The organism is Mucilaginibacter sp. L3T2-6, from assembly GCF_030519355.1.
Lineage (GTDB): Bacteria > Bacteroidota > Bacteroidia > Sphingobacteriales > Sphingobacteriaceae > Mucilaginibacter.
In genome coordinates, this window is the sequence record NZ_JAUMKC010000016.1 from 36,765 (window position 1) to 60,024 (window position 23,260).

Genomic DNA, 23,260 nt, shown 5'->3' on the forward strand with positions numbered 1-23,260 from the left:
ACTTATCTGTTGGTTAAATAGTTGAGCTGAATCACCGTTTCATTCAGGGTTCTGACCGCGTCCATGTATGCATTGCGTATGGTAATCGCCTGGCTGATTACCTGTACCCATTCCAGGTAATTAATGGTACCGGCAGCCAGCTGCTTGTTGGCGGTCTGGCTGATTAAGTCAGCGTTTTTCAGATAGCGCCCCTCAAAAGCCGCTACAGTATTTAAGGCAGTATGATACCGTTGCAGCGCCATAGCATATTCCGTTCTGAGGTTTTGTACACCTGCCTCATAAGTGTCTGCTGCTAATTGGCGGTTCACGCGCGCCCCTTTAATGCGGGACTGCTGACCGCCCGGAAAAACCGGGATTCCAATACCTACCAGCACGGAACTAAAACGGTGCCCGCCGTTATAATACCGGTCATCAGCCCCAAGCCCTTTGATGCTGCTGTTGGCATAGCCCAGTGAAAGCTCAGGCAAAAGCCTGCTTTTCTCCAGTTTCCATGCGAGGGAAGCGGTTTCCCGCTGCTGGGCAAGCATCATAAGCGCGGGGTGCTGAACCAAAAGCGATGTGTCGGTCGCTGCAGCATCAGGTGGTTCGATTTTCATACTACTTTGACCGGGATGAAAGCGAGTTTCCGTATTGAGCAATAATTGAAATTGCATTTGCAATACAGCTGCGTCCTGTCTCAGCTCACTCTGCTGTATTTCGATCTGCGCCAGCAAAGCTTCGGCACTGCTTTTTTCCAGCAGGTTACTTTCACCTTTTTCCAGGCGCAACTTCGCCCGGCTATAAAAAGCCGCATACAGACTATCCGTATAATCCAGCAGGCGCTGCTTTTGATTCAGGTAAAGCATTGCTGCATAGACCTGCCCAACCTGTTTTTTTAGTTCAGCTTCTTTGACGGCAATATTCCATACACTGGTTTTCCATTCCTGGCGAAGCAAGTCCTTTTGCCGGGCATATACTGTTGGAAAACTGAAGGATTGATTGAGGGAAAAACGGGTATCGATGTAGATGCTATTGATCTGCCCGATGTCGGCCGTCACACTGGTTTGCGGAAGGCCACGGCCACTGCCTATAAGAATTTGCTGATAGGCCGCTTTTAACCGCTCATTTTTTACCTGCCGGTTGTTCTTTATTGCGGTGTCGATTGCAGCCTTCAGGCTGATCGGAGTTTGTGCGGAGACCGGGGTACTGTTACCTGTAAAAATGGATAGAAATATCAAGCCGGTTGCAGCCCCGGCTTTACGTATCCTGAACTTTAAGCCTTGCTCGAAAATGATGTACAGAACCGGCAGTACGAAAAGCGTTAGAAATGTCGCGATAAGCAAGCCGCCGATGACGACGGTAGCCAAAGGCCGCTGCACTTCAGCGCCGGCGCCATTACTTATTGCCATAGGTAAAAAGCCCAGCGAGGCCACAAAGGCAGTCATCAGCACGGGGCGCAGGCGTACTTTTGTACCCATCAATACCACGCGTTTCAAATTCGTTATGCCGTTTTGTTTAAGCTGGTTAAATTCAGCTATCAGCACAATGCCGTTCAATACGGCGACGCCGAATAGGGCAATAAACCCTACGCCCGCGCTGATACTGAAAGGCATCCCGCGCAGGGCCAGAAACAATATACCGCCGATGGCGGAGAGCGGAATGGCAGAATAGATCAGTAAGCCTTGCTTAACTGAATTAAAAGCGAAGTACAGCAGCAGGAATATCAGCAGCAGAGAGACCGGCACGGCAATCATCAGCCGCTGCTTTGCTGCGTTGAGGTTCTCAAATGCCCCGCCATACGTGACGTAATAACCGGCCGGTAACTTAAGCTCACGCCCTGCCTTGACCTGCAGTTCCTGAACGATGCTTTGCACATCACGTCCGCGAACATTGAAGCCAACAACGATGCGGCGTTTTGCGTCTTCCCGCTGTATCTGGTTGGGACCGTCCTTAATACTGACATCAGCCAGTTGGTAAAGCGGCACTTGCATACCATTAGGTGCAGCTACCAGCAGGCTCTGAATATCTTTCAGATCTTTCTTTTGTTCCCCGCTGAGGCGTACCACCACGTCAAAGCGCTTTTCACCCTCGAACATCATGCCAGCACTTTGACCAGCCAGGGCGGTATTTACTGTCCGGTTGATATCGTCAATATTTAAGCCGTATTGCGCAATAGCGTCCCGGTTATAGCTAATCAAAATCTGCGGCACGCCGCCAACGGCCTCTACGTATAGGTTTTTAGCGCCGTCAACGGTGCTGATAATTTTGCCTAACCGGGCAGCATACCGGGCCAGTGTATCCATGTCTTCGCCAAATATCTTACAAACCACGTCCTGCCGGGCGCCGGTCATCAGCTCATTGAAACGCATTTGTACCGGATACTGAAAGCCAGCCGTAACGCCCGGAACTGCCTGCAGCGCACCGCCCATTTTTTGTGCCAGTTCATTAAATGTTTTGGCAGTTGTCCATTCGGCCTTAGGCTTCAAAATCACCATCATATCACTGGCGTCCATCGGCATCGGGTCTGTCGGAACTTCACCGCTGCCAATTTTGGTGACCACCTTTTCCACTTCCGGAAACTGTGTTTTCAGGATATGGGCAGCTTGCTGGGTATTGGCAATAGTCGTGTTTAAGCTGCTGCCGGTTAACACCCGCGTATCTACTGCAAAGTCGCCTTCTTCCAGAGCCGGGATAAACTCCCCGCCAAGCTTAGTTAACACAAAAACAGCAACAATGAACAGCCCCGCCACTGTAACTACTACGGTTTTGGGGAAGGCAAGCACTTTTTGCAGAGCGTGCTGGTAGGCCTGTTCTATTTTTGCCATCAGCCGGTCTGAAAAATTAGGAGCATGCTTCACCTTTTTACTGAGGAAAACCGAGCTCATCATCGGTATATAGGTAAGGGACAGTAAAAAAGCGCCTAGCAACGCAAAGGCCACCGTCTGGGCCATTGGTTTGAACATTTTGCCCTCAATGCCCTGCAAGGTGAAAATGGGTAAATAAACCACCAGGATGATGATCTGGCCGAAAACTGCGCTGTTCATCATTTTGCTGGCGGATTCTTTTACTTCCTCGTCCATCTGCCGCTGTTCCAGCCGGTTGATCTTCGCAAAGTGTTTGCTATGGCTTAACTTGTGCATCACCGCTTCAACAATAATCACCGCCCCGTCAACAATCAGGCCGAAGTCAAGTGCGCCAAGGCTCATCAAATTGCCGCTCACGCCAAACAGGTTCATCATGATCACGGCGAACAGCATCGCCAGCGGAATAACCGAAGCCACTAACAGGCCCGCCCTTACATTGCCCAAAAACACGACCAAAACAAAAATGACGATGAGCGCGCCTTCCAACAGGTTTTGCTCAACAGTTCCGATCGCATTATTTACCATTTTGGTACGGTCAAGAAAAGGCTCGATAATCACGCCGTCGGGAAGCATTTTCTCTATTTCTGCGACACGTTTTTTTACATTTTTGATAACGGCGCTGCTGTTGGCCCCTTTCAACATCATCACCACGGCGCCTGCAACTTCGCCCTGATCGTTATAACACATCGCTCCATAACGTGTTGCATAGCCGGTTCTGACGTCTGCCACGTCGCGTATGAATAAGGGCTGCCCGTTATCAAGCGATTTAATAACCGTATTCCTAATATCCTCTGTGCTGCTAAACAAACCCTGGGTCCGGATATAAAGCACAGCCGGCCCTTTTTCAATATAGCCTCCTCCTGTATTTTTATTATTCCGTTCAACGGCATTGAAAATGTCGGCTATCGTCACCCCATGTGCCTGAAGGCGGTTAAGATTTACTTCGATGCTGTATTGTTTTAGCTTACCGCCAAAGCTGCTCACTTCTGCCACACCCTTTACGCTCAACAACTGGCGGCGCACAATCCAGTCCTGTATCGTACGAAGTTCCATTGCGTCATACCTGCTTTCATAGCCGGGTTCAGGTCTGACCACATATTGATAGATTTCTCCGAGGCCAGTGCTTACGGGGCCTAATTCAGGGTTGCCCACGCCGGCAGGTATTTCGGTCTTTACTTGTTGAAGACGCTCTGCCACCTGCTGACGCGCCCAGTAAATATCTGTTTGGTCATCAAAAACAATGGTGACCAGGGACAAGCCGAAACGCGAAAAGCTGCGGATCTCTTTCATGCCGGGGATATTGGCATTTGCCTGTTCTATCGGATAAGTGACCAGCCGTTCAATATCAGTTGCGCCGAACGATGGCGCTGTTGTGATCACCTGCACCTGGTTGTTGGTGATGTCAGGCACGGCGTCGATAGGCAGCCGCGTAAGCTGAAAGGCGCCGTACCCGATAAGCGCTATGAGAAATAAGCCTATAATTAACTTGTTTCTCACAGAAAATTCGATAATTCTGTTAAGCATAATAAAAAGATTAAATGATACTGCCCATGCAGGACACAGGAAATCAGAACAGGTTGATTTTCCTGTTCTGTCAGTTTAAATGGATTGCTTAACAAAATTGCGGCGGTTGCCAGATGCCGGAAAAATAACCGCCGGGAATGAAACGGTCTCTATAAAATGTTATACCATGCGGGACTAATTCTAATGGCTTGGTTGAAATTGTTACGCCTGCCGGTAATACGAAAACGACCGACTGGTTTACCGGGCATTTATCGGTGCTCTTAAACGGCAGCTTCATATCCTCCTCGTAGTCCTTGTCTTTCGGGCTGCCATGAACATAATGAATATCCAGAAATGCCGCGAACGAAAGGTGGCGATCCAGCTTGTGATGCTCAGCAAAATGTTCAAAAATATAAGGCAACTTCAACAACTGATATGCGTCTGTTGCTGAAAGCAGAAAAACTGCCAGGAACCCTATGGCAATAAACTTTTTCACTAACGATCAAATTATTTAATACCGCCCTTTCATCAGCCAAAATTATTTAATTCACGGCCTGAGAATAGTGACAAATATCACCCGGCATCCTGATTTTAATCTGAATTTTGACCGCCGAGTGAGTCTTAGCCAGGCGATAGTCGCCGGAAATTTAGTTTTCGTAGCCGGGCAGATTCCCATAGACACATCTGATGGCAAATTAGTGCCCCGGGGGAATAAGGGCAAACCCAACAAGTTATGAAATACATCGGGGCTATATTTACTGAGGCAGGACTGGATTTCAACCATGTTGTAAAAGCCAGCCTTTTCCTCACGGATTTGCAGGTATTTGCCGAGGTGAACGAAGTGTATAGCAACTATGGCACCCTGCCCCGGACTTTACAAATAGCCATAAAAGGCTGTTTCCCCGTACATAGGGAATAAGCAGCCCTTATCTGCGGCTGAATACGGATTTTGAATTTATAAATTCTATCAATGCCGTACGGTAAGATGCGCCGATTGGAAGATCCTGTTTTCGGACAAGCCTATGGTATTGCCTTCAATACTCCTGATCTCTGTCAAGTTGATAATAAAAGATTTATGGGTTCTCATGAATACCGTTCCCGGGAGCGCGGCCTCGATCTCTGTCATGGTCAAGTAAGCGACCTGCTTACCGCCGCCCCCCCCTTTTTACTGGCCTACCATAAATACTGCGTTGCTAAACAACAATTTACCGTTTTCCCAGAAGCTGCGGAATAGCGGGTCGTCGGCAAAATAAATTACGCTTCCCCGTCCCATTGGCTGTTCGCCTATAAGCATACCATCCTTGATCTTTTCTTTGCTTTTCTGACCAACAAAGCCCGACACCAGGCCGTTCTTTTTTACAGTTCCGACGTTCCACCCGCCGTCGCCGAAATAATCATAAATATCATCGCTTAGCTTTATGGTGTAATAATAAGAAGGTAAGCCGAACCCAAGCGGATGAGTGTTGTCGAGGTTTACTTTATAGATGGCACCCGGCACACTCGAGCGGATCGCATCCCGGTCGCGGTCGCTGTAGGTCACCATGTTGGGCATTTTATCTTTACCCTCGCTTTTGTCGTCTTTCTTATCTTCCTTATGTTTAACCATGAAGCCTTTTTTATCAACCAACTGCCCAATAGCATTTTGCAGGGCGATCAGCCTGCCGCCATCGTGCACCCAATTCTCCAGTTTTTCAGAAGGAAAATTATCATAATCGCCGTCAGGAAAAATAGCGACATCAAAATCACTTAACCTGGCACGATTCAAATCGCGGTAACGTATCTGCGTTACCGGATAGGCTATCTGCTGCTCAAAATAATGCCATATTTCGCCCATGGCTTCAGCGTTTATGTCATCGCCGGTGACCAGCATCACCCGTGGCTGCTTTATATAACGCACCGCATCTGAACCAAGGTCATAACCTTTATCAACAAAACCGGATGTTAAAGGCGTCAGATCCTGGTTTAACGAGGCCGCAATACGGGCTACGCTTTCATCGAAACCGGCTTTGTCATTCCCTGCGCGCGTTATCAGTAGCGATCCTGCATTAAAGTGCTTTCCGGCTGCGTCGAATGGTTTTTCTGAATAACGAACTTTAATACCGTTTTTTAACAATGCGGCCAGAAAGCGCACATCGTTAACCGATTGCCATGATGAAACATAGGCATAGGCATGCACGTTAACCAATACCGATGGCCGCGCTGCGCTGAAGGTAGCCGTAGTTGGCTTTAACGATTCCTTCACTCCGTAAGCTTTTAATCCATAAACATACGGCAGAGACCAGGCTGTAATATCATAAGTGTTTGAATCGGTTACAAAGGTTTTTGGCTCAAGCAGCACGTCCAGCAATACCGATTTGGGCTGATAAGCATTTATCACCAGGTCGTTGGGGCTGATTTCATATTGTTCGTTTTTGCCGGTTATGTAATCATATCCGTTTATGGTATTTTTTAAGCCGAAGCCATATTGAATGCCGTTACGGTCAAGCAAAGTGGTCAACGCATTTACTTTGTCTACGTTGTCATTTTTTATCACATAAGTTTTATACTCGCCCGGAGGGTTGGAGCGGCTATTATCAAAAAACCTTTTAAACTCGGTTAACAGTTTTTGCGCATAAGCCGAAGTGATTTCGAGTGTGCTTAAACTTGTTGAGTGATGGTGTGCCACACGCTGTACCAGAGTTACGGTGTCGCCCGAGCGGCTAACTACTGCCAGGCCCGCACTTATGCCCCCCTGCTCGTAAGTCATCCCAATTGAACCGTTATATATCGGATAAGTATCGCCGTATGAAGGGTACAACAAATCAAACTCCTGCTTGGTAAAATACAGCCACCCATTCTGGTCGAAATATTTGGCATTGTTTTTCCCGATGGTTGTCTGCATTTCACGCTGCCATGGGGTAATAACCTTGTGGAACGGCTCGGCGGCGGGAGCAAAATAATACGGTGCATTATAACCTTGTTCGTGATAATCCACATGTACCTGTGGCAGCCACTGGTTATAAAGAGCGAGGCGAGCCTGCGTTTCCTTCTGTGTTTGCCATGCCCAATCCCGGTTAAGGTCAAAATAGTAATGGTTCACCCTGCCGCCCGGCCATGGCTCTGCATGCTCGCGTGAATATGGATTAGCATCTGGTCTTTCGCCTTTAACAGAATTATAGAAATTTACATACCGGTCACGGCCGTCCGGATTAATACAGGGGTCGATAACTGCTACCATATTTTTCAGCCATCCCTGGGTACGGGCGTTGGATGCATCTGCCAGGTCGTACAATGTCAACATCGCAGCCTCAGACGACGCCGGCTCATTACCATGAACATTATAGCTCAGCCAGCAAATAACCGGTGTTTTGGTTGTGGCAGCCGAAGATGAAGCAGAACCCGTTTTAACTGCACTGTTGCTGGCACCCGTAACCGCCACCGACTCCAGGCCCGCCAATCGCAAGTTATTAGTCCGGATCTCTTCCAGGCGGCCAATATTTTCATCAGAAGCGATAAACATTGCTATCAATGGCCTGCCCTCGCTGGTAGTACCATATTGCTGCAGCTTTACGTTTTTAGAGTGAGCCGCCACATACTTAAAATATTCGATAATTTTATAATGGGGAGTAAATTGTTCACCAAGTTTGTAGCCTAAAAATTGTTCTGGCGACTGTATGTTTTGAGCGGAAGCAAAATAGCAGACACCGGTAAAAAGGAGTGACAGGAGTAGCTTTCTTATCATAGATAATCAGTTAAGTTAAAGGCTAATTTATAAAATTATTTTAAAGAGCGCCATTTCTCGCAGCATCAGCAGGAATATATTACCAGTAGCTCTTTATTTTCAGATCCTGTCCAAAAACGGTTGCCAATAATTATTACAGGACATTAGCCCCCCTCTAAATCTCCCCCGGATGGGGGGACTTTAGCTTAAGGATATTTTAAGCCCTCCCTTCCTGGGAGGGTTTGGGTGGGGCTAAAACCGGTATATTTATATTTTTAGACAGCTTCTCAGATTTTAAAATGCCAAAATTTTTAGCATATTTGCATGTCACACAGCCCGGTTAGCATATAATGACCCCATCACAAGCCCTTCAAAAATATTTTGGTTACAGCGCGTTCCGCCATCAGCAGGAAGCTATCATAAACAATATCCTGGACAAAAGGGATGTACTCACGCTGATGCCTACCGGCGGCGGAAAATCCTTATGCTATCAATTACCTGCTGTATTGCTTGATGGACTGACCCTGGTGATCTCGCCGCTTATAGCTTTGATGAAGGACCAGGTTGATGCGCTGAATGTGAATGGCATACCGGCTGCTTTTTTAAACTCGAGCCAGTCGCCTAATGAACAAACCGAAATCGGCATAAAACTCAAAAATAATCATATAAAACTGCTGTACCTGGCACCAGAGCGTTTATTTGGAAAAGATGCAAGGCTGATGGATTTTCTGAAAAAGCTGCCTGTCTCACTCATAGCCATAGATGAAGCACATTGTATATCGCATTGGGGGCACGATTTCCGGCCGGAATACCTGGCGCTTTCGGGGCTAAAAGAAGAATTTCCAAAAGTGCCGGTAATAGCATTAACCGCAACAGCGGATAAACTCACCAAAAAAGATATACTCGAAAAGCTGAACCTAAAAAACCCGGAAGTTTTTGTTTCTTCATTCAACCGGGAGAATATTACCTATAAAGTAGCGGCCAAACGCAATAGCTTTAACCAGCTGCTGGCCTTTCTGGAGGGCCACAAGGATGATTCTGGCATAGTATATTGCCTGTCTCGTAAATCGACAGAAAAGCTGGCGGAAGATTTAAAAACAGCAGGCTACCGGGCCGAAGCTTATCACGCGGGGTTGGACTATACCGTTAAAGCCCGTACGCAAGAAGCCTTTCTGCGGGATGAAGTTCGGATAATAGTAGCAACGATAGCCTTTGGAATGGGCATTAATAAATCGAACGTGCGGTACGTAGTGCACATGGACCTGCCAAAAAATATTGAAGGTTACTACCAGGAAACAGGCCGTGCGGGGCGCGATGGCTTGCCCTCAGATGCGCTGTTACTTTTCGCCCCGGGAGATGGCATGAAGCTAAAGCAATTTGCAATGGTTGAAGACAACCCGGAGCAAAGCCGTATTATGCTGAAAAAGCTGGATGATATGGTAAAATATTGCCAGCTCCACTCTTGCCGACGCCAATACTTATTGAATTATTTTGATGAGGCTTTTCCTCCAAACTGCGGGGCTTGTGATGTTTGCTTAACAGAGTTTAAAACCTTCGATGCCACACTCATCGCACAAAAAGCACTTTCTGCGGTGGCAAGGCTCAGGGAGCGTTTTGGCAGTGCATATATAATCGACTTTCTGCGCGGCTCAAAAAGCGAAAAGATTTGGCAAGAACATAAGCAGCTTAAAACCTACGGCATAGGGAACGATATCAGCAAACCTGAATGGCAACGCTACTTGAGTGAACTCATGCGCCAGGGTTATTTGGAGGCCACCAATGATATGTACCCGGTATTAAAACTTACAACTAAAAGCGAGGCGGTACTTAAGGGGATGCAAAAAGTTGAATTGCCGGAGATTGAAAAAGTGGAGGAACAACAACGGCATCAAGTATTACCGTTCGAAGCGCCGCTGCTAAACGATCTCAGGAGCCTGCGCAGTAATATCGCTCATCATGAAAACGTTCCGCCTTATATTATTCTTTCAGACCTGGGCTTGCAGGAAATGGCAACTTACCTGCCGCTAAGTTTGGACGAACTGCGGCTCATCTCTGGCTTCGGCGACGTGAAGCTTGCCCGTTATGGCCGCGAGTTTTTGGAGCCTGTAAAAACATACGCCAGTAAAAACGGGCTGGCGTCAAGGATGCAACAAAAATCATCCAAACGGGAACGCAAAACAAACGGAGAGCGATCGTCGGTTCCCAGGTCATCTGACACAGCCAGGGAAAGTTTTACGATGTATCGTTCGGGTAAGTCGGTGGCAGAAATTGCCGAATCACGCGGATTGGCCGCCGCCACTATAGAGGGCCATTTAAGCTTTTACATCTACAAAGGAGAAATGGAGGTAACAGAATTAGTTACGCCGGACAAAATACAACCCATAAAAGACGCCGTGGAAAGCTATGGCGCAGAAAAACTATCGCCTTTAAAAGAGGTTTTAGGCAATGACTTTAGCTATGGCGAAATTAAAGCCGTAGTGGCCTGGGTGCGGAAGAACGGTGAATTATAAGACAATTATAAAATCGGCCCGGGCGGCATAAAATAAAGTGTGTCTGCACCTATAAAGCGTATGAATACATCGCAGCTTATCATTTTAAATTACGAGGAAATAAGGCGACGCAGCATTATTCTCTGGAATAGCATACCCGAAAAACTTTATGATTGGCGGCCGGATAACGAGGCAATGAGTTTAATTGAACTGGTACGCCATGTGCTGGAAAGCGAATACATCTATCAAAAAATAATCATAGCCCGTGGCGATAAAGGCGACCTAAGCACGCCATGGGAAAACCGTCCATATACAACAATAGCCGGCGAGCTAATTTTTGCCGCCCCTTACCGGGAAGATTATTTTAAAATGATAAGATCATTTTCTGAAAAAGGCCTCGAGGAGATAGAGATTATCAGACCAGCACTTGGCCAGCAAAGAAAATTAGGGGATTACCTGATGAGGATCGCATATCATGAAGCCATTCACGCCGGTAATATAATGAGTTGCCTAAGAACAGTCGGGATAACGCGCCCCAATATATGGGATTAGTTGGCGCAGTCTAAAGTCCAGAGTCATGAGTCTTAAGTCTGTAGCCGGCTTTGGACTCATTACCCCAGGCTAATGATTTATTCGCTACTCCTGGCCTGCCCGGCCTTTCAACGTTTCAAGATTCTGACTCAACGCCTCTTTAAGATCCATATCATTCTGGAAACCGAAAAGGGCGCTTTGTAATTTCATCCTGTCGTTATGGTCAAGCGCAGGCAGCGCTGCTATAATATCGTCTATTGTTAATTCGATGTGATTTGACATACCCGAAAATACGTGCTAATTTTAATACTAAGTGTTAAAAGTTGTTAACGGCTGTGCAAAAGTTAGCTCAAATTTAAAACTTCCGAAATCTTGGGGACTTTTTAAATTTGATGAGATGCTCAAAACAAAATCAACTTATTTCGTCCTGATAATTGCAACCATTGCTTTAGGCCTTTTATCGAGACATGTTAACGGTATTCCGCTTTTTATCGGCGATATTTTATGGGGATTGATGGTTTATTTTATCGTGCGTTTCCTGTTAATTGGTAAAAAAATTAAATGGGCTGTTGCTGTAAGCTTAATATTCAGCTATAGCATTGAGGCCAGTCAGCTTTACCAGGCTCACTGGATAAATAACATCAGGCACACCATCATAGGCGGCCTGATTTTAGGCTATAGCTTTTTATGGAGCGATATGCTTTGTTACACTGCCGGAATTGGGGTAGGAGCGCTAATCGATATAAAACTAGTGGCTAACCAAAATAACATTAGTAGGTAATAATAGCCATTCGTGATGGCTTATTCCCGTTCAGAATATACTTGTCTGCCTGCCTTTCCGTGGCACAAAAAGTGAGTAATCAAATTCAGGCATTTCCCGGCCGGCCATAAACCGGGTATAGGCCATCTTAAACATCTGGTGGATAGATTCTGCAACTTTTCCTTCGCCACTCATTCGTCTTCCAAATTCGCTGTCGTTAAGGTTGCCGGCATGGCAAGACTTTATCATATTCAGCACCTTTTCAGCGCGGTCGGGGAATGCTTTATAAATCCAGTCAGTAAATATTTCACCTATGCTGCCGTTTAAGCGCACTATCGTGAAGCCTGCGGCCAACGCACCGCGGTCTGCTGCGGCTTTTATTATCGCAGGCACTTCGTTGCTATTCAATCCGGGTATTATCGGCGCTGCCATTACCCGGCAAGGGATGCCTTTTTCGGTCAACTTTTGAATTACTGCCAGGCGGCCGGTAGCCGTCACCGTCCGGGGTTCAAGTTTTTGCCGGGTTTGCTCGTTTAATGATGTAATAGACACATTCACATGCACAAGGTTCATTGCGGCCATCTCGGTTAAAATATCTATATCACGCAATATCATATTGTTTTTGGTGATTATACTTACAGGGTTTCTGTATTTAAGGAAGACCTCGAGTAGCGAGCGCGTTATCTTTAGTCTGCGTTCTATTGGCTGATAACAATCCGTATTGCCCGACAGCAGGATACACACGGGCCGGTAATTCTTTTTATTGAAGTAGTCCTCTAAAAGTTGCGGCGCATTGCGCTTCACGATTATTTTGCGCTCAAAATCCAGCCCTGCGCTAAAACCAAAATACTCATGAGTGTTACGGGCATAGCAATATATACAGCCATGCTCACATCCCTGATAGGGGTTAATGGAATACATGTGGCTTAGGTCAGGACTGTTGGACTCGCTGACGATCTTTTTTGGATTCTCTTCAAAAAGCTGAGTGGCGGTATTTTCAAGCAGGGGTTCATCAAGCCCCTCAATATGCTCCAGTACGTATTTATTTTTTAAATACTTGTTATGAGTATTTACCTGCGCTCCCCGCCCTTTAAAAAACTCCGGATTCTCCTCATGTGACATGAGAACAAATTTACTAAAAATATTAGTAAATTATACCTCTATCAGTTTATGTTTTATTGCATATAATACCAGGCCGATACGGCTTTTTACTCCCAGCTTTTCAAATAACTGGTCGCGGTAGCCGTCAACTGTACGTATGCTGATGCACATTTGGGTGGCTATTTCTTTATACGTTAACTCTGAAGCCGCCAGCTTGATAAATTCCAGTTCACGGATTTGCAATGTAACCTGGTCATTCTGTTCATTAAAGGTATTTATCAACAGCCGGGTAACAAATTCAGGGTAATAAACCTCGCCAACCGACACTTTTTGCAAAGCGCGCTCAAATTCGTGTGGTTCTGAGTCTTTTAGAAGATAACCCTTTGTACCCAGCTTGAGCATCGTGAGCACTTTTTCGGGGTCTTCCAGCATCGACAATACGATAATCCGGATTTCGGGATAATTTTCCTTTAGCCACAAGGCTGTAGCTGCCCCGTCCATCACCGGCATGTGGATATCCAGGAGCACAATGTCGGGCTTAAGTTTTGAAGAAATCCGGCGAATCATTTCTTCGCCGTTGCCAGCCTCAAAAAGTATCTTAAACCCTTTAAAGTTATTGATTAATGACGCGATCCCGCTCCTGAAAAGCTTATGGTCATCAACTAATGCTATCTGCACATTTTCCATTAATGTAATGCGATTTTTTGTTGTAACAAGTTTAGGTGAACATTTACAGTGCATCCTTTGCCAGGCGAACTATCTATTTTTGAGACTGCACCTATCACCGCTGCCCTATTTTCAATATTCATCAAACCAGAACCCTGGCTATGGTCCAATGAGTTAGCTGAAAACCCAACGCCATCGTCACTGATGGTTAAATTAAATACTCCGGACTTATAATCCAAACCAATTTTAAGATGTGCCGCGCCAGAATGCTTCATTGTATTATTAACAACCTCCTGAAAAATGCGGAACAATACCAGCTCACGTTGTTCCCCGAGAGGATAAATATCGCCGTTCACAGTAAATACTGCTTTTATAAGGCCGCTTTTATTGAGTTTATCTACCTCCTTTTCAACGGTCTTTACGAGTCCCTGCTTGGTGATATACTCAAAGCTTAAACTTTTTGACAGGTCCCTGAGGTCGGTAATTACCTGGGCGATCAGATCGCGGTTCTCGTTTAATTTAGTCTGCTGCGGCTCGGTCACGTTGTTAATCATAGCCAGGTTAAGTTTCACGAAGGATAATACCTGGTTTATGTTATCGTGCAACTCCCGGCTTACATGGGCAAAGGTCTGCTCCTGTATCTCCAAACGCGCTTTTAAAAACTCCTGCTTAAAATTAGCTTCCAGGCCTTCACGTTCCGCTTTGTTTTGAACCTGGCGTTTTTGATAGAGTACAATAAAATAGATAATAAAGCCGGCCAGGAAAACAAAAAAAACGGTTGTAGCGACAAACACCACGTATAATTCACTGCTGTTTGGAGCCGCGCTAACCATTATTCAGCACGCTAATTTTTGTTTTTCTATTATCTATAAGCAATGATATGCCGATTACAATATAGAATATAAAATTAACAAAGACTGAAAAATAAACCAAAGGAACAGCGTCCAGCTTGTTTTCTATAAAATAGCTCAGCAATGCAAAGTTTAAAAACATGGTTGTGGCGTAAAAAAGCATATTGAGATTGAACCAAAACAAGCTTTGTTTAAATAAACTTTGTTCTGCAGGCGATAGCAGCATCTGCCGGAACAATAACAGCGCATAAATAACATATACGATGTGCGACGCTTCCAGTATAAGTGATGGAAATTGCGTTAGTTTTTCAAAGAAAATAATGTTAGCGATCTCCAGCAACACCATCCCTCCGATTACATAAATTATCGACCTTTTTATTGCCGCCGAGTTGATGAGATAATAATAAGTGAGTGAAAATAAAGCAAACTCTATTACGGCCCAAACGTGTGCCTGCGGCATACTATTATGAGAGATTTTGCCGTAAATTTTCTTTGTGCCCTCGCTTATTAACGTACACAGTATTGTTATTGTCAATAACCTGAAAGCTTTATTAAGCTGCCTGTATCGTGCAAGCCCGGAGATGATTACAAAAAGTAACACCACCAGGTAAATCAAAAATATCTCATCAAAACTCATAATTGCTTATTTAACAAAGGTCAGTACAAAATGGCGGACACGGAGTAAGCTGATCCCATGTTTCGTATCGGCCCACATAAGGTGCGGCGCCGGGTACTTCAGGATAGTCCGGGTTGATTTCTGCCCCGGTAAGTATAAGGGTAAATTTGTTGTCGGCCGATGTGGGGAAATCAGGATGCTTGGCGAAGAATACGCTTACACCAACGTTATTTTTATCGCTCAAAATAGCGTCGAGGCTTCGGCGGCTAATAAAAAAACCATTTAAAAATTGACCGTCGGGTGTTAGGAGCGCCGGACCGTTGGTGTCTGAGTTTCGGGCCTGGTAGGCCGCAATTAAATCTTTCGCAGTGTCTTTGTCAATTACAGATGCCATATCAATTTGTCTATTAGGGTTAGATAATGCTGGCTAAATATAGCGTTTAACCACATAAATGACATCGTTAAATAACCGTTTTTTCGTCGTTTTTTAACGTTAAAAATACCGTTATTTAACGGGTTGACAATGTGACCAAATATTGCGATATAGCCGACCTCCGGATGAGCACAGTAGTTAAACAAAAGCCCGCTGCAGCCGTTAACAAACTGATGCGTAAATTTTTACAAAAACTTTTAACACGGCCGGCTATACAGCTGGCTAACCGCATATCCTCGCAGCCCGATAAAGGCCGGGTTGAAAAGGCCTTAGCCAAGCTTTACCGGCAGATTGCAGCAGGTGACACCAGGCGGGGGAAATTATTAAATTTCGATTCTGCAAGAGATAAATTTATAATTCTGTCTGATCAGCACAAAGGCGCGCGGGACGGGGCTGACGTATTCGCCAATTGTGCCAAAAACTATGTGGCTGCATTGAACTATTACAATGAAAAGGATTTTTTTTATATAAATCTTGGCGACAGTGAAGAACTTTGGGAGAATCTTTTCGCAACCGTAAAACGACATAACAAGTTAACTTTTGAAGCCGAAAAAAGATTCCTGGGGCGAAATGCTTTTATTAAAATATTCGGCAATCACGATTTGTACTGGGATAATGATCCGCTGGCACAAGTCAATCTGGCGAGCATTTATGGCAACCCTGTGGATATTCATGAAGGGGTTATCCTTAGAACCAGCATCAAAGATCGTCCGCTCGAAATTTATATGACACATGGTCACCAGGGAGATTTGCAAAGCGACGGCAATTGGTTTAGTAAATGGTTTGTATCTGACATTTGGGGGCCGTTCCAGGCGTATCTTAGAATAAATCCGAACACGCCTGCTAATAATGACCAGCTAAAAACCGACCATAATCGAATTATGTATGAATGGAGCTCGAAAAGGGAAAACCTGCTGCTGATAACCGGCCATACGCATCAACCGGTATTTAGATCGATGACGCAGCTGGAGATACTTTTCGATAAATTGCATATCGCCAAAAAAGAAAACAACACCAGCGAAGCAGAGAAAGTGCAAAGTAAAATAGATAGTCTGCACCTGAAAACCAGTCGCCCGCCTGATTTTAATGGTTACCTGGATACTTATTTCAATACCGGCTGCTGTTGTTTTGACGATGGTGACATCACAGGGATTGAAATTGCTAATGAATGCATCCGGTTAATTAAATGGCAATATGCGCCAGGCAGGGAAAGCGACAGGGTGGTATTGGAGGAATGCAGGCTGAATGAGTTAAAACTGCAATAACCCTGATTATTCCTCCAGCAAAAACACAAAAAGCTCCTTAGGCCCGTGCGCGCCTAAAACCAGCGTCTTCTCGATATCTGCAGTGCGGCTGGGCCCGGTAACATTGCTTATCATGGACGGTATGTTACCCTCATATTTATTTTTTATCAGTTTAAGGCCATCCTTAATGTCGACAACTAATTGCGAAGTATACGCCAGCACAATGTGAACCGGCGGGTAAATGCTCAGCCTGCGGCCCGCCATATTTCCATTTGAAAGCAGGATGCTCCCATTCCGCGCTATCAAAGCTTCACAAAGCGTAAATCCGACTTCGGCTTCTTCAAAATCTTTATCAGTTGAATAGTAGGGATATTCAAAACGGTCGAGTATGGCCTGTAGGTCAGGTTCCCAGCAGTAAATTTTATGCCATTTACGCGCTTCGGCCAGTTCGAGCAAGTTTTCTATAAATTGCACCTCGTCCTCACAAAAAAGGAACTGCCCGGATATGGCGGTAAACTGCTCGGCAAACATAACTTCCGGCAACTCTTCAGGCTGGGGATAGTGTGGCAGATCTTCAACGTTCGGATAAGGGTTATCCCTTTTCTCCAAAAGAGCCTTCCGGATCTTCTTTAATAGTTTTTCTTTTGGTGTAGTTATATCCCTCATAGTTAGTCCTTAGTCGAAAGTCTGGAGTCAAATTAAAAGGTCTTAAGCCTTAAGTCCAAAAAAACTTTCGACTCAAGACTTAAGACCTCTGGCTTAAGACTATTATTAACTGTTTATATCCTTCTCTTCAGGATTGCGGTTAAATGTTCCAGAATGATCCGCAACACCCTCTGGTATCAGCGCAGATGCAGCAGGGCCCTGGTCGCCTTCAGGACCGTTCACAAATTCATCATAAGTGGTGCGATTGTCGAACGGTCTTTTGCCTAATATTTCCTCCAGATCACTCTGGAAAAGTATTTCTTTTTCCAACAGCTTGTTAGCCAGCTTCTCGAGACCCTCGCGCTTATCTATCAGCAGCTTTTTAGTCATCTCGTAAACAACAGCTATCTGGTTGCGAACCTCTTCATCAATCATTTCTGATGTTTTTTCCGAATATGGCTTGTTGAACTGGTATTCCCCCTGCGTATCGTTAAATGATACATTACCAACCTTTTCGTTCATACCATAGATTGTCACCATGGCGTACGCAAGTTTGGTGATCCGTTCCAGGTCATTTTGTGCGCCGGTCGATATTTTTCCGAAGGTTATATCTTCGGCCACCCGGCCTCCAAGCGTCATACACATACCGTCAATCAATTGCTCAGTGGTGTACAGAAACTGTTCTTTAGGCAGATACTGAGCGTAACCCAGGGCAGCAACACCACGCGGAACGATAGAAACCTTAACCAGCGGGTCGGCGTGTTCCAGGAACCAGCCTGCAATAGCATGGCCGGCTTCATGGTAAGCTACAATGCGTTTTTCCTCAGGAGAAATGATCTTGTTCTTTTTCTCCAAACCACCTATTACGCGGTCGATAGCATCCTGAAAGTCCTGCATATCAACAGCCTCTTTATTCTTGCGGGCAGCTATAAGTGCAGCTTCATTACATACGTTGGCAATTTCAGCACCGGCGAATCCCGGAGTTTGAGCTGATAATTTCTTTGCGTCTACACCCTCAGCAAGTTTAACCGGCTTCAGGTGTACTTTAAATATTTGCTCACGGCCAATCAAATCCGGTTTGTCTATAGACACCTGGCGGTCAAAACGGCCCGGGCGCAATAAAGCAGAATCTAACACATCAGGGCGGTTGGTAGCAGCCAGGATAATGATGCCTGAATCGGTGCCGAAACCATCCATCTCAACCAGTAACTGGTTCAGCGTGTTTTCTCGCTCGTCATTACCGCCAACAATGTTATTTTTACCGCGGGCGCGGCCAATAGCATCGATTTCATCAATGAAGATGATACACGGCGCTTTGTCTTTAGCCTGGCGGAATAAATCGCGCACACGCGAAGCACCCACACCTACAAACATCTCCACAAAGTCGGAACCCGACAGCGAGAAGAAAGGCACCTGCGCCTCGCCGGCAACAGCTTTTGCAAGCAACGTTTTACCGGTACCCGGCGCGCCTATCAACAAGGCGCCTTTTGGTATTTTTCCGCCCAGGTTGGTATATTTTTTGGGATTTTTAAGGAAATCGACAATTTCCATTACTTCCTGTTTAGCTTCTTCAAGGCCGGCAACGTCATTAAATGTAACCGAAACCTGTGCTTCTTTATCAAAAAGTGTAGCTTTTGATTTGCCGATATTGAATATCTGGCCGCCGGGGCCGCCGCCTGCTCCACCGCTCATGCGGCGCATAATAAACAGCCAAACAGCAACCAGCAATACAGCCATTATAATGCACTGTACAAACCAGTTTGAAAGCAGGCTTTCATGGCCCGGTTCAATGCTCACATCTACTTTCTGGGCATCGGTAAAGCCGGCTTCTTTCTCAGCATTATTTATCGATGTTTTTATACCTTCAAAGGTTGCATCGGTAAATGTGTATTGCGGCGAGTCATTAGCGCCGCCAAAGCCAATTTTGTTTTGCTCTCTTTTAGCGTCGCGATACTGCTGCTTTGTTGATAAGCTTTCAGGCTTAATATAAACTTCGGCCACTACGAGGTCGCCGCTACGGTAACAAACCACTTTCGATACATCATGCTGCTTCAGCATCTCTTCCGAAAACCTCTGGAAGGTAATGTTGTTGGTAGTGGTAGTGTTTAAAAGACTGGCAACAACCAGCAGCACAACAACTATTATGGCATAAAACCACATAAAGCTGGGCCTGGGTGATTTTGGCGTTATCTTTTTGTTCGGTATCTTCCTTATCGGTTTTGGATTTTCCAATTTCTTATCTTTCATTAATTTACAAACTCAAACTTACAATCTTTATTTTAAAATTCACGGTATGACGATGACGCGCAATAAACCCTGATTGTTGCGAATACTTACGCGCTTTTATACATTTTAACTTCAGCATCGCCCCACAAATCTTCCATTCCATAAAACTCACGTTTATCCGTGCGAAAAACGTGCACAACCACATCTACATAATCCAGCAGTATCCATTCAGCATGCTCAAGGCCCTCTTTGCGGTAGGGTTCCTGTTGCGTGGTTTTATAAATTTCTTCTTCTACACTATTGGCTATGGCTTTTACCTGGGTAGCCGACTCAGCATGTGTTATCACAAAATAATCGGCAACAGAACTAAATATATTACGAAGGTCTAACCTGATAATATCGTTTCCTTTTTTTTCCTGGATGCCATGAATGGCTAACTCCGAAATATAGGCCGCTTCACTTAACGCTTTGTTTTTTCCCATCAAAAAGAATTAGTTTTGAACGATTCGGTATTTAATAATATTATACTTTGCAAAATAACATATTTTCAGGATTATTTGTTGGTCAAAATTTATTGACAATTCAACAAGTAGACTCAACCAACAATTATCTTAAACAGTTAGTGTCAAATTCCAAGCCATTGATTGAAGGAACGGTCATTATGGCAGTCGATCAATACGCAGGCCGCGGTCAGCATCAAAACGGCTGGTTTGCCGAACCTGGTAAAAATTTAACCTTTAGTATTTTATTAAAGCCATCTTTTTTACCGGTTTCACAGCAATTTGACCTTGTGAGGGCCATTAGCCTGGGCGTTTTTGACGCCTTGCATCCATTGCTTGGCGACGGCCTAACCATAAAATGGCCCAACGATATCTATTACGGCAACCGTAAACTTGGTGGTATGCTGATTGAAAATATGATACAGGGCTTACAAATAAAAAATTCCATTGCGGGAATTGGCATAAACATTAACCAGGAAGGCTTCCCCGAAAACCTGCCAGGCGCCATATCTGTAAAGCAAATCTTACAGCAGGATTATGATTTAAAGTATTTATTATCCGAAATTTGCCGCCATGTGGAAGCGTACTATTTAAGTTTGAAAGCTGATAAAATTTCGCTTGTAAGGAATAAATATTTGTCGCGACTATACCGGTTAAACGAAGAGGGGGAATTTAAGTCAAAAGAAGGAAGATTTTCCGGAATGATACACCGGGTTACCGATTCGGGTTTATTGGTGGTGAAAAACAATAAGGGTGAAGATTTAGAGTTTAGCCTGAAGGAAATCGAGTTTTTGCATTAGCATATTGGAGTAATTTATGGTATGCAATTGTAATAAATGCCTTCGCCGGAGAATATGAATTTTTCTATCCCGATTGCCGACTAAAAAAATTTAACACGAAAATTAATATAAACTATAAAAATGAAAAAAGTACTGTTAGCTGCTGTTGCCCTGGTGTTAAGCTTTGGCGCTAAAGCACAAATTGAGTCGCATGTAAAATGGTCTTATGCTGCGAAAAGGCTGAGCCCCACCGAAGCCGTTGTTTTTCTGAAAGCAACTATTGATGATGGCTGGCATGTTTACGGCCTAAACGTTCCTGATGGCGGCCCGATAAAAACATCGTTCACTTTTGCTAAATCAAAAGATTATAGCCCGGTTGGCGTACCTACACAGCCAACCCCTATAAAAAAATATGAGTCGACGTTTAAAATGGACGTAACCTATTTTGAGAAGTCGGTAATATTTCAGCAGAAAATAAAGCTTAAATCAGCAGGCGCAACTACTGTAAAAGGTCAGTTGGAATACATGACCTGTAACGACCATAAATGCCTCCCTCCCGAAGATATTGATTTCACCATACCGGTAGGTAAATAATTTAAGGCAGCAATGAAGTTATTTAAAGGCCGTGGCGCCATAAAAACCGGACTGTTCCTGCTGGTCGCCTTTGTTGTGTTCTTCGCACTCGGTGTAAAACCAGTTAAAGCTTTTCAGAATAAAAAGTCCGATACCGCCGTATCCACATCTGATGTGCAATTTACGGATATACCGACAGCGGCAGACAGCGCAAAGGAGTTTCAGAAAAAACAAGCTGAACTAAAAAAGAAACAGGCTACGATAACAACAGCCCAACCCGCCGCAGAGAAATCTCAGACACTATGGGAGATATTTATTGCCGGCTTCGTGGGCGGTTTACTGGCCATTACTATGCCATGTATCTACCCTTTGCTGCCGTTAACGGTAAGCTTTTTTACCAAAAAAACCGGTTCGAGAGCCAGGGGTATCCTGCATTCTCTTTTATATGGGCTGTCAATCATCGTAATTTATGTGTCGCTGGGTCTGATCATAACCTTAATTTTCGGCCCCGATGCGTTAAATGCCCTGGCAACCAACGGAATATTTAACATATTTTTCTTCCTGTTGCTGATCGTATTCGGCATCTCTTTTTTGGGCGCGTTCGAAATCAATCTTCCAAGCTCCCTAGCTAATAAACTGGATCAGAACTCAGAAAAAGGCGGCATTATCGGGATATTTTTTATGGCTGCTACACTGGTAGTTGTGTCGTTCTCATGTACCGGTCCGCTGGTTGGCAGCCTGCTGGCCGCTGCCGCCACGAAAGGCGACCGCCTTGCACCGGCTATGGGTATGTTTGGCTTTTCGCTGGCGCTTGCTTTGCCATTTACGCTGTTTGCTTTGTTCCCGTCAGCTTTAAAAAGCCTGCCTAAATCAGGCGGATGGCTTAACAGCATTAAAGTTGTACTGGGCTTTTTGGAACTCGGTTTTTCACTTAAGTTTCTATCCAACGTCGACCTGGCATACCATTGGAACTGGTTCGACAGGGAGATATTTTTGTCTTTGTGGATAGCACTGGCACTATTGATGGGCTTGTACCTGATAGGCAAGATCAAGTTTTCGCATGACGACGACTTGCCGCACCTTTCTGTACCACGCACCTTTATAGCGATAATTGTATTTGCCTTTACTTTTTACATGATACCCGGTTTGTGGGGCGCCCCACTCAAAGCTTTAAGCGGCTTTTTGCCCCCACCTGCAACACAGGATTTCGATCTTTCGAGAATAAGCGCCGGTACTGCTGCCGAGCCTGTTCAAAACGTATCCATCAAAGAAAAGAAATACGAAAAAGTATTTGAACGCGGGAAGCATGCAGGCCTGAATGAATGGTATGACTATGATCAGGCATTGCAGGTTTCTAAGGAGCTTAAAAAGCCAATTTTAATTGACTTTACCGGTTGGAATTGCGCAAATTGCCGTAAGATGGAAAACGATGTGTGGCCAGACCCGCGCGTGCGAAAACATATGCAAAACGACTTTGTGCTGCTTGAACTATATGTGGATGAAAAAGTAGCGCAGCTTCCCCCAAATGAGGTGTATACATCGACTTATAGTGGAAAGAAAATTACTACCGTTGGCGGTAAAAACAGCGACTACGAAACGGTTAAGTTCAATACTAACTCACAGCCATATTATGTTATCACTGATAGCGAGGGCAATGTGTTGGTACCGCCGCAAGGCGCAAATTTTAACGTAGATAATTACGTTAAATATTTAGAAAGCGGTTTGGCCGCCTATAAGAGCAAACAATAGCACAGTCTTGCATTTTTGTCATTGAGCAAGGTACAAGCGATCCTGTCGTTT

Annotated in this window: 20 protein-coding genes and 1 pseudogene; 8 read left to right on the forward strand and 13 right to left on the reverse strand. The window is 45.0% G+C overall.

Features of this window, described 5'->3' with window-relative positions; translation table 11 throughout:
- Positions 1-2 precede the first annotated feature (2 nt).
- Together Q3W13_RS17115 and Q3W13_RS17120 are read right to left on the reverse strand one after the other, a co-directional pair.
- The gene (locus Q3W13_RS17115) at positions 3-4,367 is read right to left on the reverse strand and encodes a CusA/CzcA family heavy metal efflux RND transporter (protein WP_302865816.1); all 4,365 of its coding nucleotides are present in this window, start codon (positions 4,365-4,367) and stop codon (positions 3-5) included.
- A gap of 88 nt (positions 4,368-4,455) precedes the next feature.
- The gene (locus Q3W13_RS17120; protein ID WP_302865819.1) at positions 4,456-4,842 is read right to left on the reverse strand and encodes a hypothetical protein; all 387 of its coding nucleotides are present in this window, start codon (positions 4,840-4,842) and stop codon (positions 4,456-4,458) included.
- Positions 4,843-5,076: 234 nt separating this feature from the next.
- Here Q3W13_RS17120 and Q3W13_RS17125 point away from each other — a divergent pair.
- A pseudogene (locus tag Q3W13_RS17125) lies at positions 5,077-5,265 on the forward strand (Rid family hydrolase); the annotation flags it as partial.
- A 48-nt stretch (positions 5,266-5,313) separates the two neighbouring features.
- On the opposite strand, the gene Q3W13_RS17130 reads toward Q3W13_RS17125, so the two are convergent.
- Together Q3W13_RS17130 and Q3W13_RS17135 are read right to left on the reverse strand one after the other, a co-directional pair.
- Positions 5,314-5,478 (reverse strand): LytTR family transcriptional regulator DNA-binding domain-containing protein, encoded by a 165-nt coding sequence (locus Q3W13_RS17130; RefSeq protein WP_302865821.1) that lies wholly within the window; start codon positions 5,476-5,478, stop codon positions 5,314-5,316.
- 33 nt (positions 5,479-5,511) lie between these two features.
- A complete protein-coding gene (locus tag Q3W13_RS17135) occupies positions 5,512-8,067 on the reverse strand; it encodes a M14 family metallopeptidase (RefSeq protein WP_302865822.1) in 2,556 nt (851 codons plus the stop codon).
- Between the two features lie 329 nt (positions 8,068-8,396).
- Between Q3W13_RS17135 and recQ the strand changes: the two genes are divergently transcribed.
- Together recQ and Q3W13_RS17145 are read left to right on the forward strand one after the other, a co-directional pair.
- On the forward strand, positions 8,397-10,556 hold the full coding sequence (gene recQ / locus Q3W13_RS17140) for a DNA helicase RecQ (RefSeq protein ID WP_302865823.1): 2,160 nt from the start codon (positions 8,397-8,399) through the stop codon (positions 10,554-10,556).
- A 60-nt stretch (positions 10,557-10,616) separates the two neighbouring features.
- The gene (locus Q3W13_RS17145; protein WP_302865824.1) at positions 10,617-11,087 is read left to right on the forward strand and encodes a DinB family protein; all 471 of its coding nucleotides are present in this window, start codon (positions 10,617-10,619) and stop codon (positions 11,085-11,087) included.
- Positions 11,088-11,171: 84 nt separating this feature from the next.
- Here Q3W13_RS17145 and Q3W13_RS17150 read toward each other — a convergent pair whose 3' ends face one another.
- Positions 11,172-11,348, reverse strand: a complete 177-nt coding sequence (locus Q3W13_RS17150) for a hypothetical protein (RefSeq protein ID WP_302865825.1) — start codon at positions 11,346-11,348, stop codon at positions 11,172-11,174.
- A 115-nt stretch (positions 11,349-11,463) separates the two neighbouring features.
- Between Q3W13_RS17150 and Q3W13_RS17155 the strand changes: the two genes are divergently transcribed.
- A complete protein-coding gene (locus Q3W13_RS17155) occupies positions 11,464-11,847 on the forward strand; it encodes a DUF2809 domain-containing protein (protein ID WP_302865826.1) in 384 nt (127 codons plus the stop codon).
- Between the two features lie 30 nt (positions 11,848-11,877).
- On the opposite strand, the gene Q3W13_RS17160 is transcribed toward Q3W13_RS17155, so the two are convergent.
- From Q3W13_RS17160 to Q3W13_RS17180, 5 genes are read right to left on the reverse strand one after another with little or no spacing between them, the layout of a single operon-like run.
- Positions 11,878-12,948: a PA0069 family radical SAM protein gene (locus tag Q3W13_RS17160; RefSeq protein ID WP_302865827.1), complete on the reverse strand. Its 1,071-nt coding sequence runs from the start codon at positions 12,946-12,948 to the stop codon at positions 11,878-11,880.
- Between the two features lie 30 nt (positions 12,949-12,978).
- Positions 12,979-13,614 (reverse strand): response regulator transcription factor, encoded by a 636-nt coding sequence (locus Q3W13_RS17165; RefSeq protein ID WP_302865828.1) that lies wholly within the window; start codon positions 13,612-13,614, stop codon positions 12,979-12,981.
- Positions 13,614-14,426 carry a sensor histidine kinase gene (locus Q3W13_RS17170; protein WP_302865830.1) on the reverse strand — a complete coding sequence of 271 codons (813 nt, stop codon included), beginning with the start codon at positions 14,424-14,426 and terminating at the stop codon, positions 13,614-13,616. Before Q3W13_RS17170 ends, Q3W13_RS17165 begins: the two co-directional genes overlap by 1 nt.
- Entirely contained in the window at positions 14,419-15,081 is a 663-nt protein-coding gene (locus tag Q3W13_RS17175; protein ID WP_302865831.1) for a hypothetical protein, read from the reverse strand. Before Q3W13_RS17175 ends, Q3W13_RS17170 begins: the two co-directional genes overlap by 8 nt.
- A gap of 10 nt (positions 15,082-15,091) precedes the next feature.
- The gene (locus Q3W13_RS17180) at positions 15,092-15,454 is read right to left on the reverse strand and encodes a hypothetical protein (RefSeq protein WP_302865833.1); all 363 of its coding nucleotides are present in this window, start codon (positions 15,452-15,454) and stop codon (positions 15,092-15,094) included.
- Between the two features lie 131 nt (positions 15,455-15,585).
- Here Q3W13_RS17180 and Q3W13_RS17185 point away from each other — a divergent pair, with 131 nt between their 5' ends.
- Positions 15,586-16,758, forward strand: a complete 1,173-nt coding sequence (locus Q3W13_RS17185) for a metallophosphoesterase (RefSeq protein ID WP_302865834.1) — start codon at positions 15,586-15,588, stop codon at positions 16,756-16,758.
- A gap of 6 nt (positions 16,759-16,764) precedes the next feature.
- Here the strand turns inward: Q3W13_RS17185 and Q3W13_RS17190 are convergent, their stop codons facing one another.
- The 3 genes from Q3W13_RS17190 to rsfS all read right to left on the reverse strand — a co-directional run bounded on the left by Q3W13_RS17190 (position 16,765) and on the right by rsfS (position 20,090).
- Positions 16,765-17,403, reverse strand: coding sequence for a lactate utilization protein (locus Q3W13_RS17190; RefSeq protein WP_302865837.1), 639 nt, complete (start codon positions 17,401-17,403; stop codon positions 16,765-16,767).
- A gap of 105 nt (positions 17,404-17,508) precedes the next feature.
- Positions 17,509-19,629 carry an ATP-dependent zinc metalloprotease FtsH gene (gene ftsH, locus Q3W13_RS17195; RefSeq protein WP_302865839.1) on the reverse strand — a complete coding sequence of 707 codons (2,121 nt, stop codon included), beginning with the start codon at positions 19,627-19,629 and terminating at the stop codon, positions 17,509-17,511.
- A gap of 86 nt (positions 19,630-19,715) precedes the next feature.
- Complete coding sequence (gene rsfS, locus Q3W13_RS17200) at positions 19,716-20,090, reverse strand: ribosome silencing factor (protein WP_302865840.1); 375 nt, start codon at positions 20,088-20,090, stop codon at positions 19,716-19,718.
- 92 nt (positions 20,091-20,182) lie between these two features.
- Here rsfS and Q3W13_RS17205 point away from each other — a divergent pair, with 92 nt between their 5' ends.
- From Q3W13_RS17205 to Q3W13_RS17215, 3 genes are all read left to right on the forward strand, one after another.
- The gene (locus Q3W13_RS17205; RefSeq protein WP_302865843.1) at positions 20,183-20,908 is read left to right on the forward strand and encodes a biotin--[acetyl-CoA-carboxylase] ligase; all 726 of its coding nucleotides are present in this window, start codon (positions 20,183-20,185) and stop codon (positions 20,906-20,908) included.
- Between the two features lie 120 nt (positions 20,909-21,028).
- Positions 21,029-21,481 carry a protein-disulfide reductase DsbD domain-containing protein gene (locus Q3W13_RS17210; protein ID WP_302865845.1) on the forward strand — a complete coding sequence of 151 codons (453 nt, stop codon included), beginning with the start codon at positions 21,029-21,031 and terminating at the stop codon, positions 21,479-21,481.
- Between the two features lie 12 nt (positions 21,482-21,493).
- Positions 21,494-23,209, forward strand: a complete 1,716-nt coding sequence (locus Q3W13_RS17215; RefSeq protein WP_302865847.1) for a protein-disulfide reductase DsbD — start codon at positions 21,494-21,496, stop codon at positions 23,207-23,209.
- The last annotated feature ends 51 nt before the right edge of the window (positions 23,210-23,260 follow it).

Coding starts and splice junctions, on each gene's coding strand:
- Q3W13_RS17155 (WP_302865826.1), top strand. CDS start 11,464: ATGCTCAAAACAAAATCAACTTATTTCGTCCTGATAATTGCAACCATT.
- Q3W13_RS17160 (WP_302865827.1), bottom strand. CDS start 12,948: ATGTCACATGAGGAGAATCCGGAGTTTTTTAAAGGGCGGGGAGCGCAG.
- Q3W13_RS17175 (WP_302865831.1), bottom strand. CDS start 15,081: ATGAGTTTTGATGAGATATTTTTGATTTACCTGGTGGTGTTACTTTTT.
- Q3W13_RS17170 (WP_302865830.1), bottom strand. CDS start 14,426: ATGGTTAGCGCGGCTCCAAACAGCAGTGAATTATACGTGGTGTTTGTC.
- Q3W13_RS17215 (WP_302865847.1), top strand. CDS start 21,494: ATGAAGTTATTTAAAGGCCGTGGCGCCATAAAAACCGGACTGTTCCTG.
- Q3W13_RS17190 (WP_302865837.1), bottom strand. CDS start 17,403: ATGAGGGATATAACTACACCAAAAGAAAAACTATTAAAGAAGATCCGG.
- Q3W13_RS17210 (WP_302865845.1), top strand. CDS start 21,029: ATGAAAAAAGTACTGTTAGCTGCTGTTGCCCTGGTGTTAAGCTTTGGC.
- Q3W13_RS17150 (WP_302865825.1), bottom strand. CDS start 11,348: ATGTCAAATCACATCGAATTAACAATAGACGATATTATAGCAGCGCTG.
- Q3W13_RS17180 (WP_302865833.1), bottom strand. CDS start 15,454: ATGGCATCTGTAATTGACAAAGACACTGCGAAAGATTTAATTGCGGCC.
- Q3W13_RS17115 (WP_302865816.1), bottom strand. CDS start 4,367: ATGCTTAACAGAATTATCGAATTTTCTGTGAGAAACAAGTTAATTATA.
- Q3W13_RS17165 (WP_302865828.1), bottom strand. CDS start 13,614: ATGGAAAATGTGCAGATAGCATTAGTTGATGACCATAAGCTTTTCAGG.
- Q3W13_RS17135 (WP_302865822.1), bottom strand. CDS start 8,067: ATGATAAGAAAGCTACTCCTGTCACTCCTTTTTACCGGTGTCTGCTAT.
- ftsH (WP_302865839.1), bottom strand. CDS start 19,629: ATGAAAGATAAGAAATTGGAAAATCCAAAACCGATAAGGAAGATACCG.
- Q3W13_RS17145 (WP_302865824.1), top strand. CDS start 10,617: ATGAATACATCGCAGCTTATCATTTTAAATTACGAGGAAATAAGGCGA.
- rsfS (WP_302865840.1), bottom strand. CDS start 20,090: ATGGGAAAAAACAAAGCGTTAAGTGAAGCGGCCTATATTTCGGAGTTA.
- recQ (WP_302865823.1), top strand. CDS start 8,397: ATGACCCCATCACAAGCCCTTCAAAAATATTTTGGTTACAGCGCGTTC.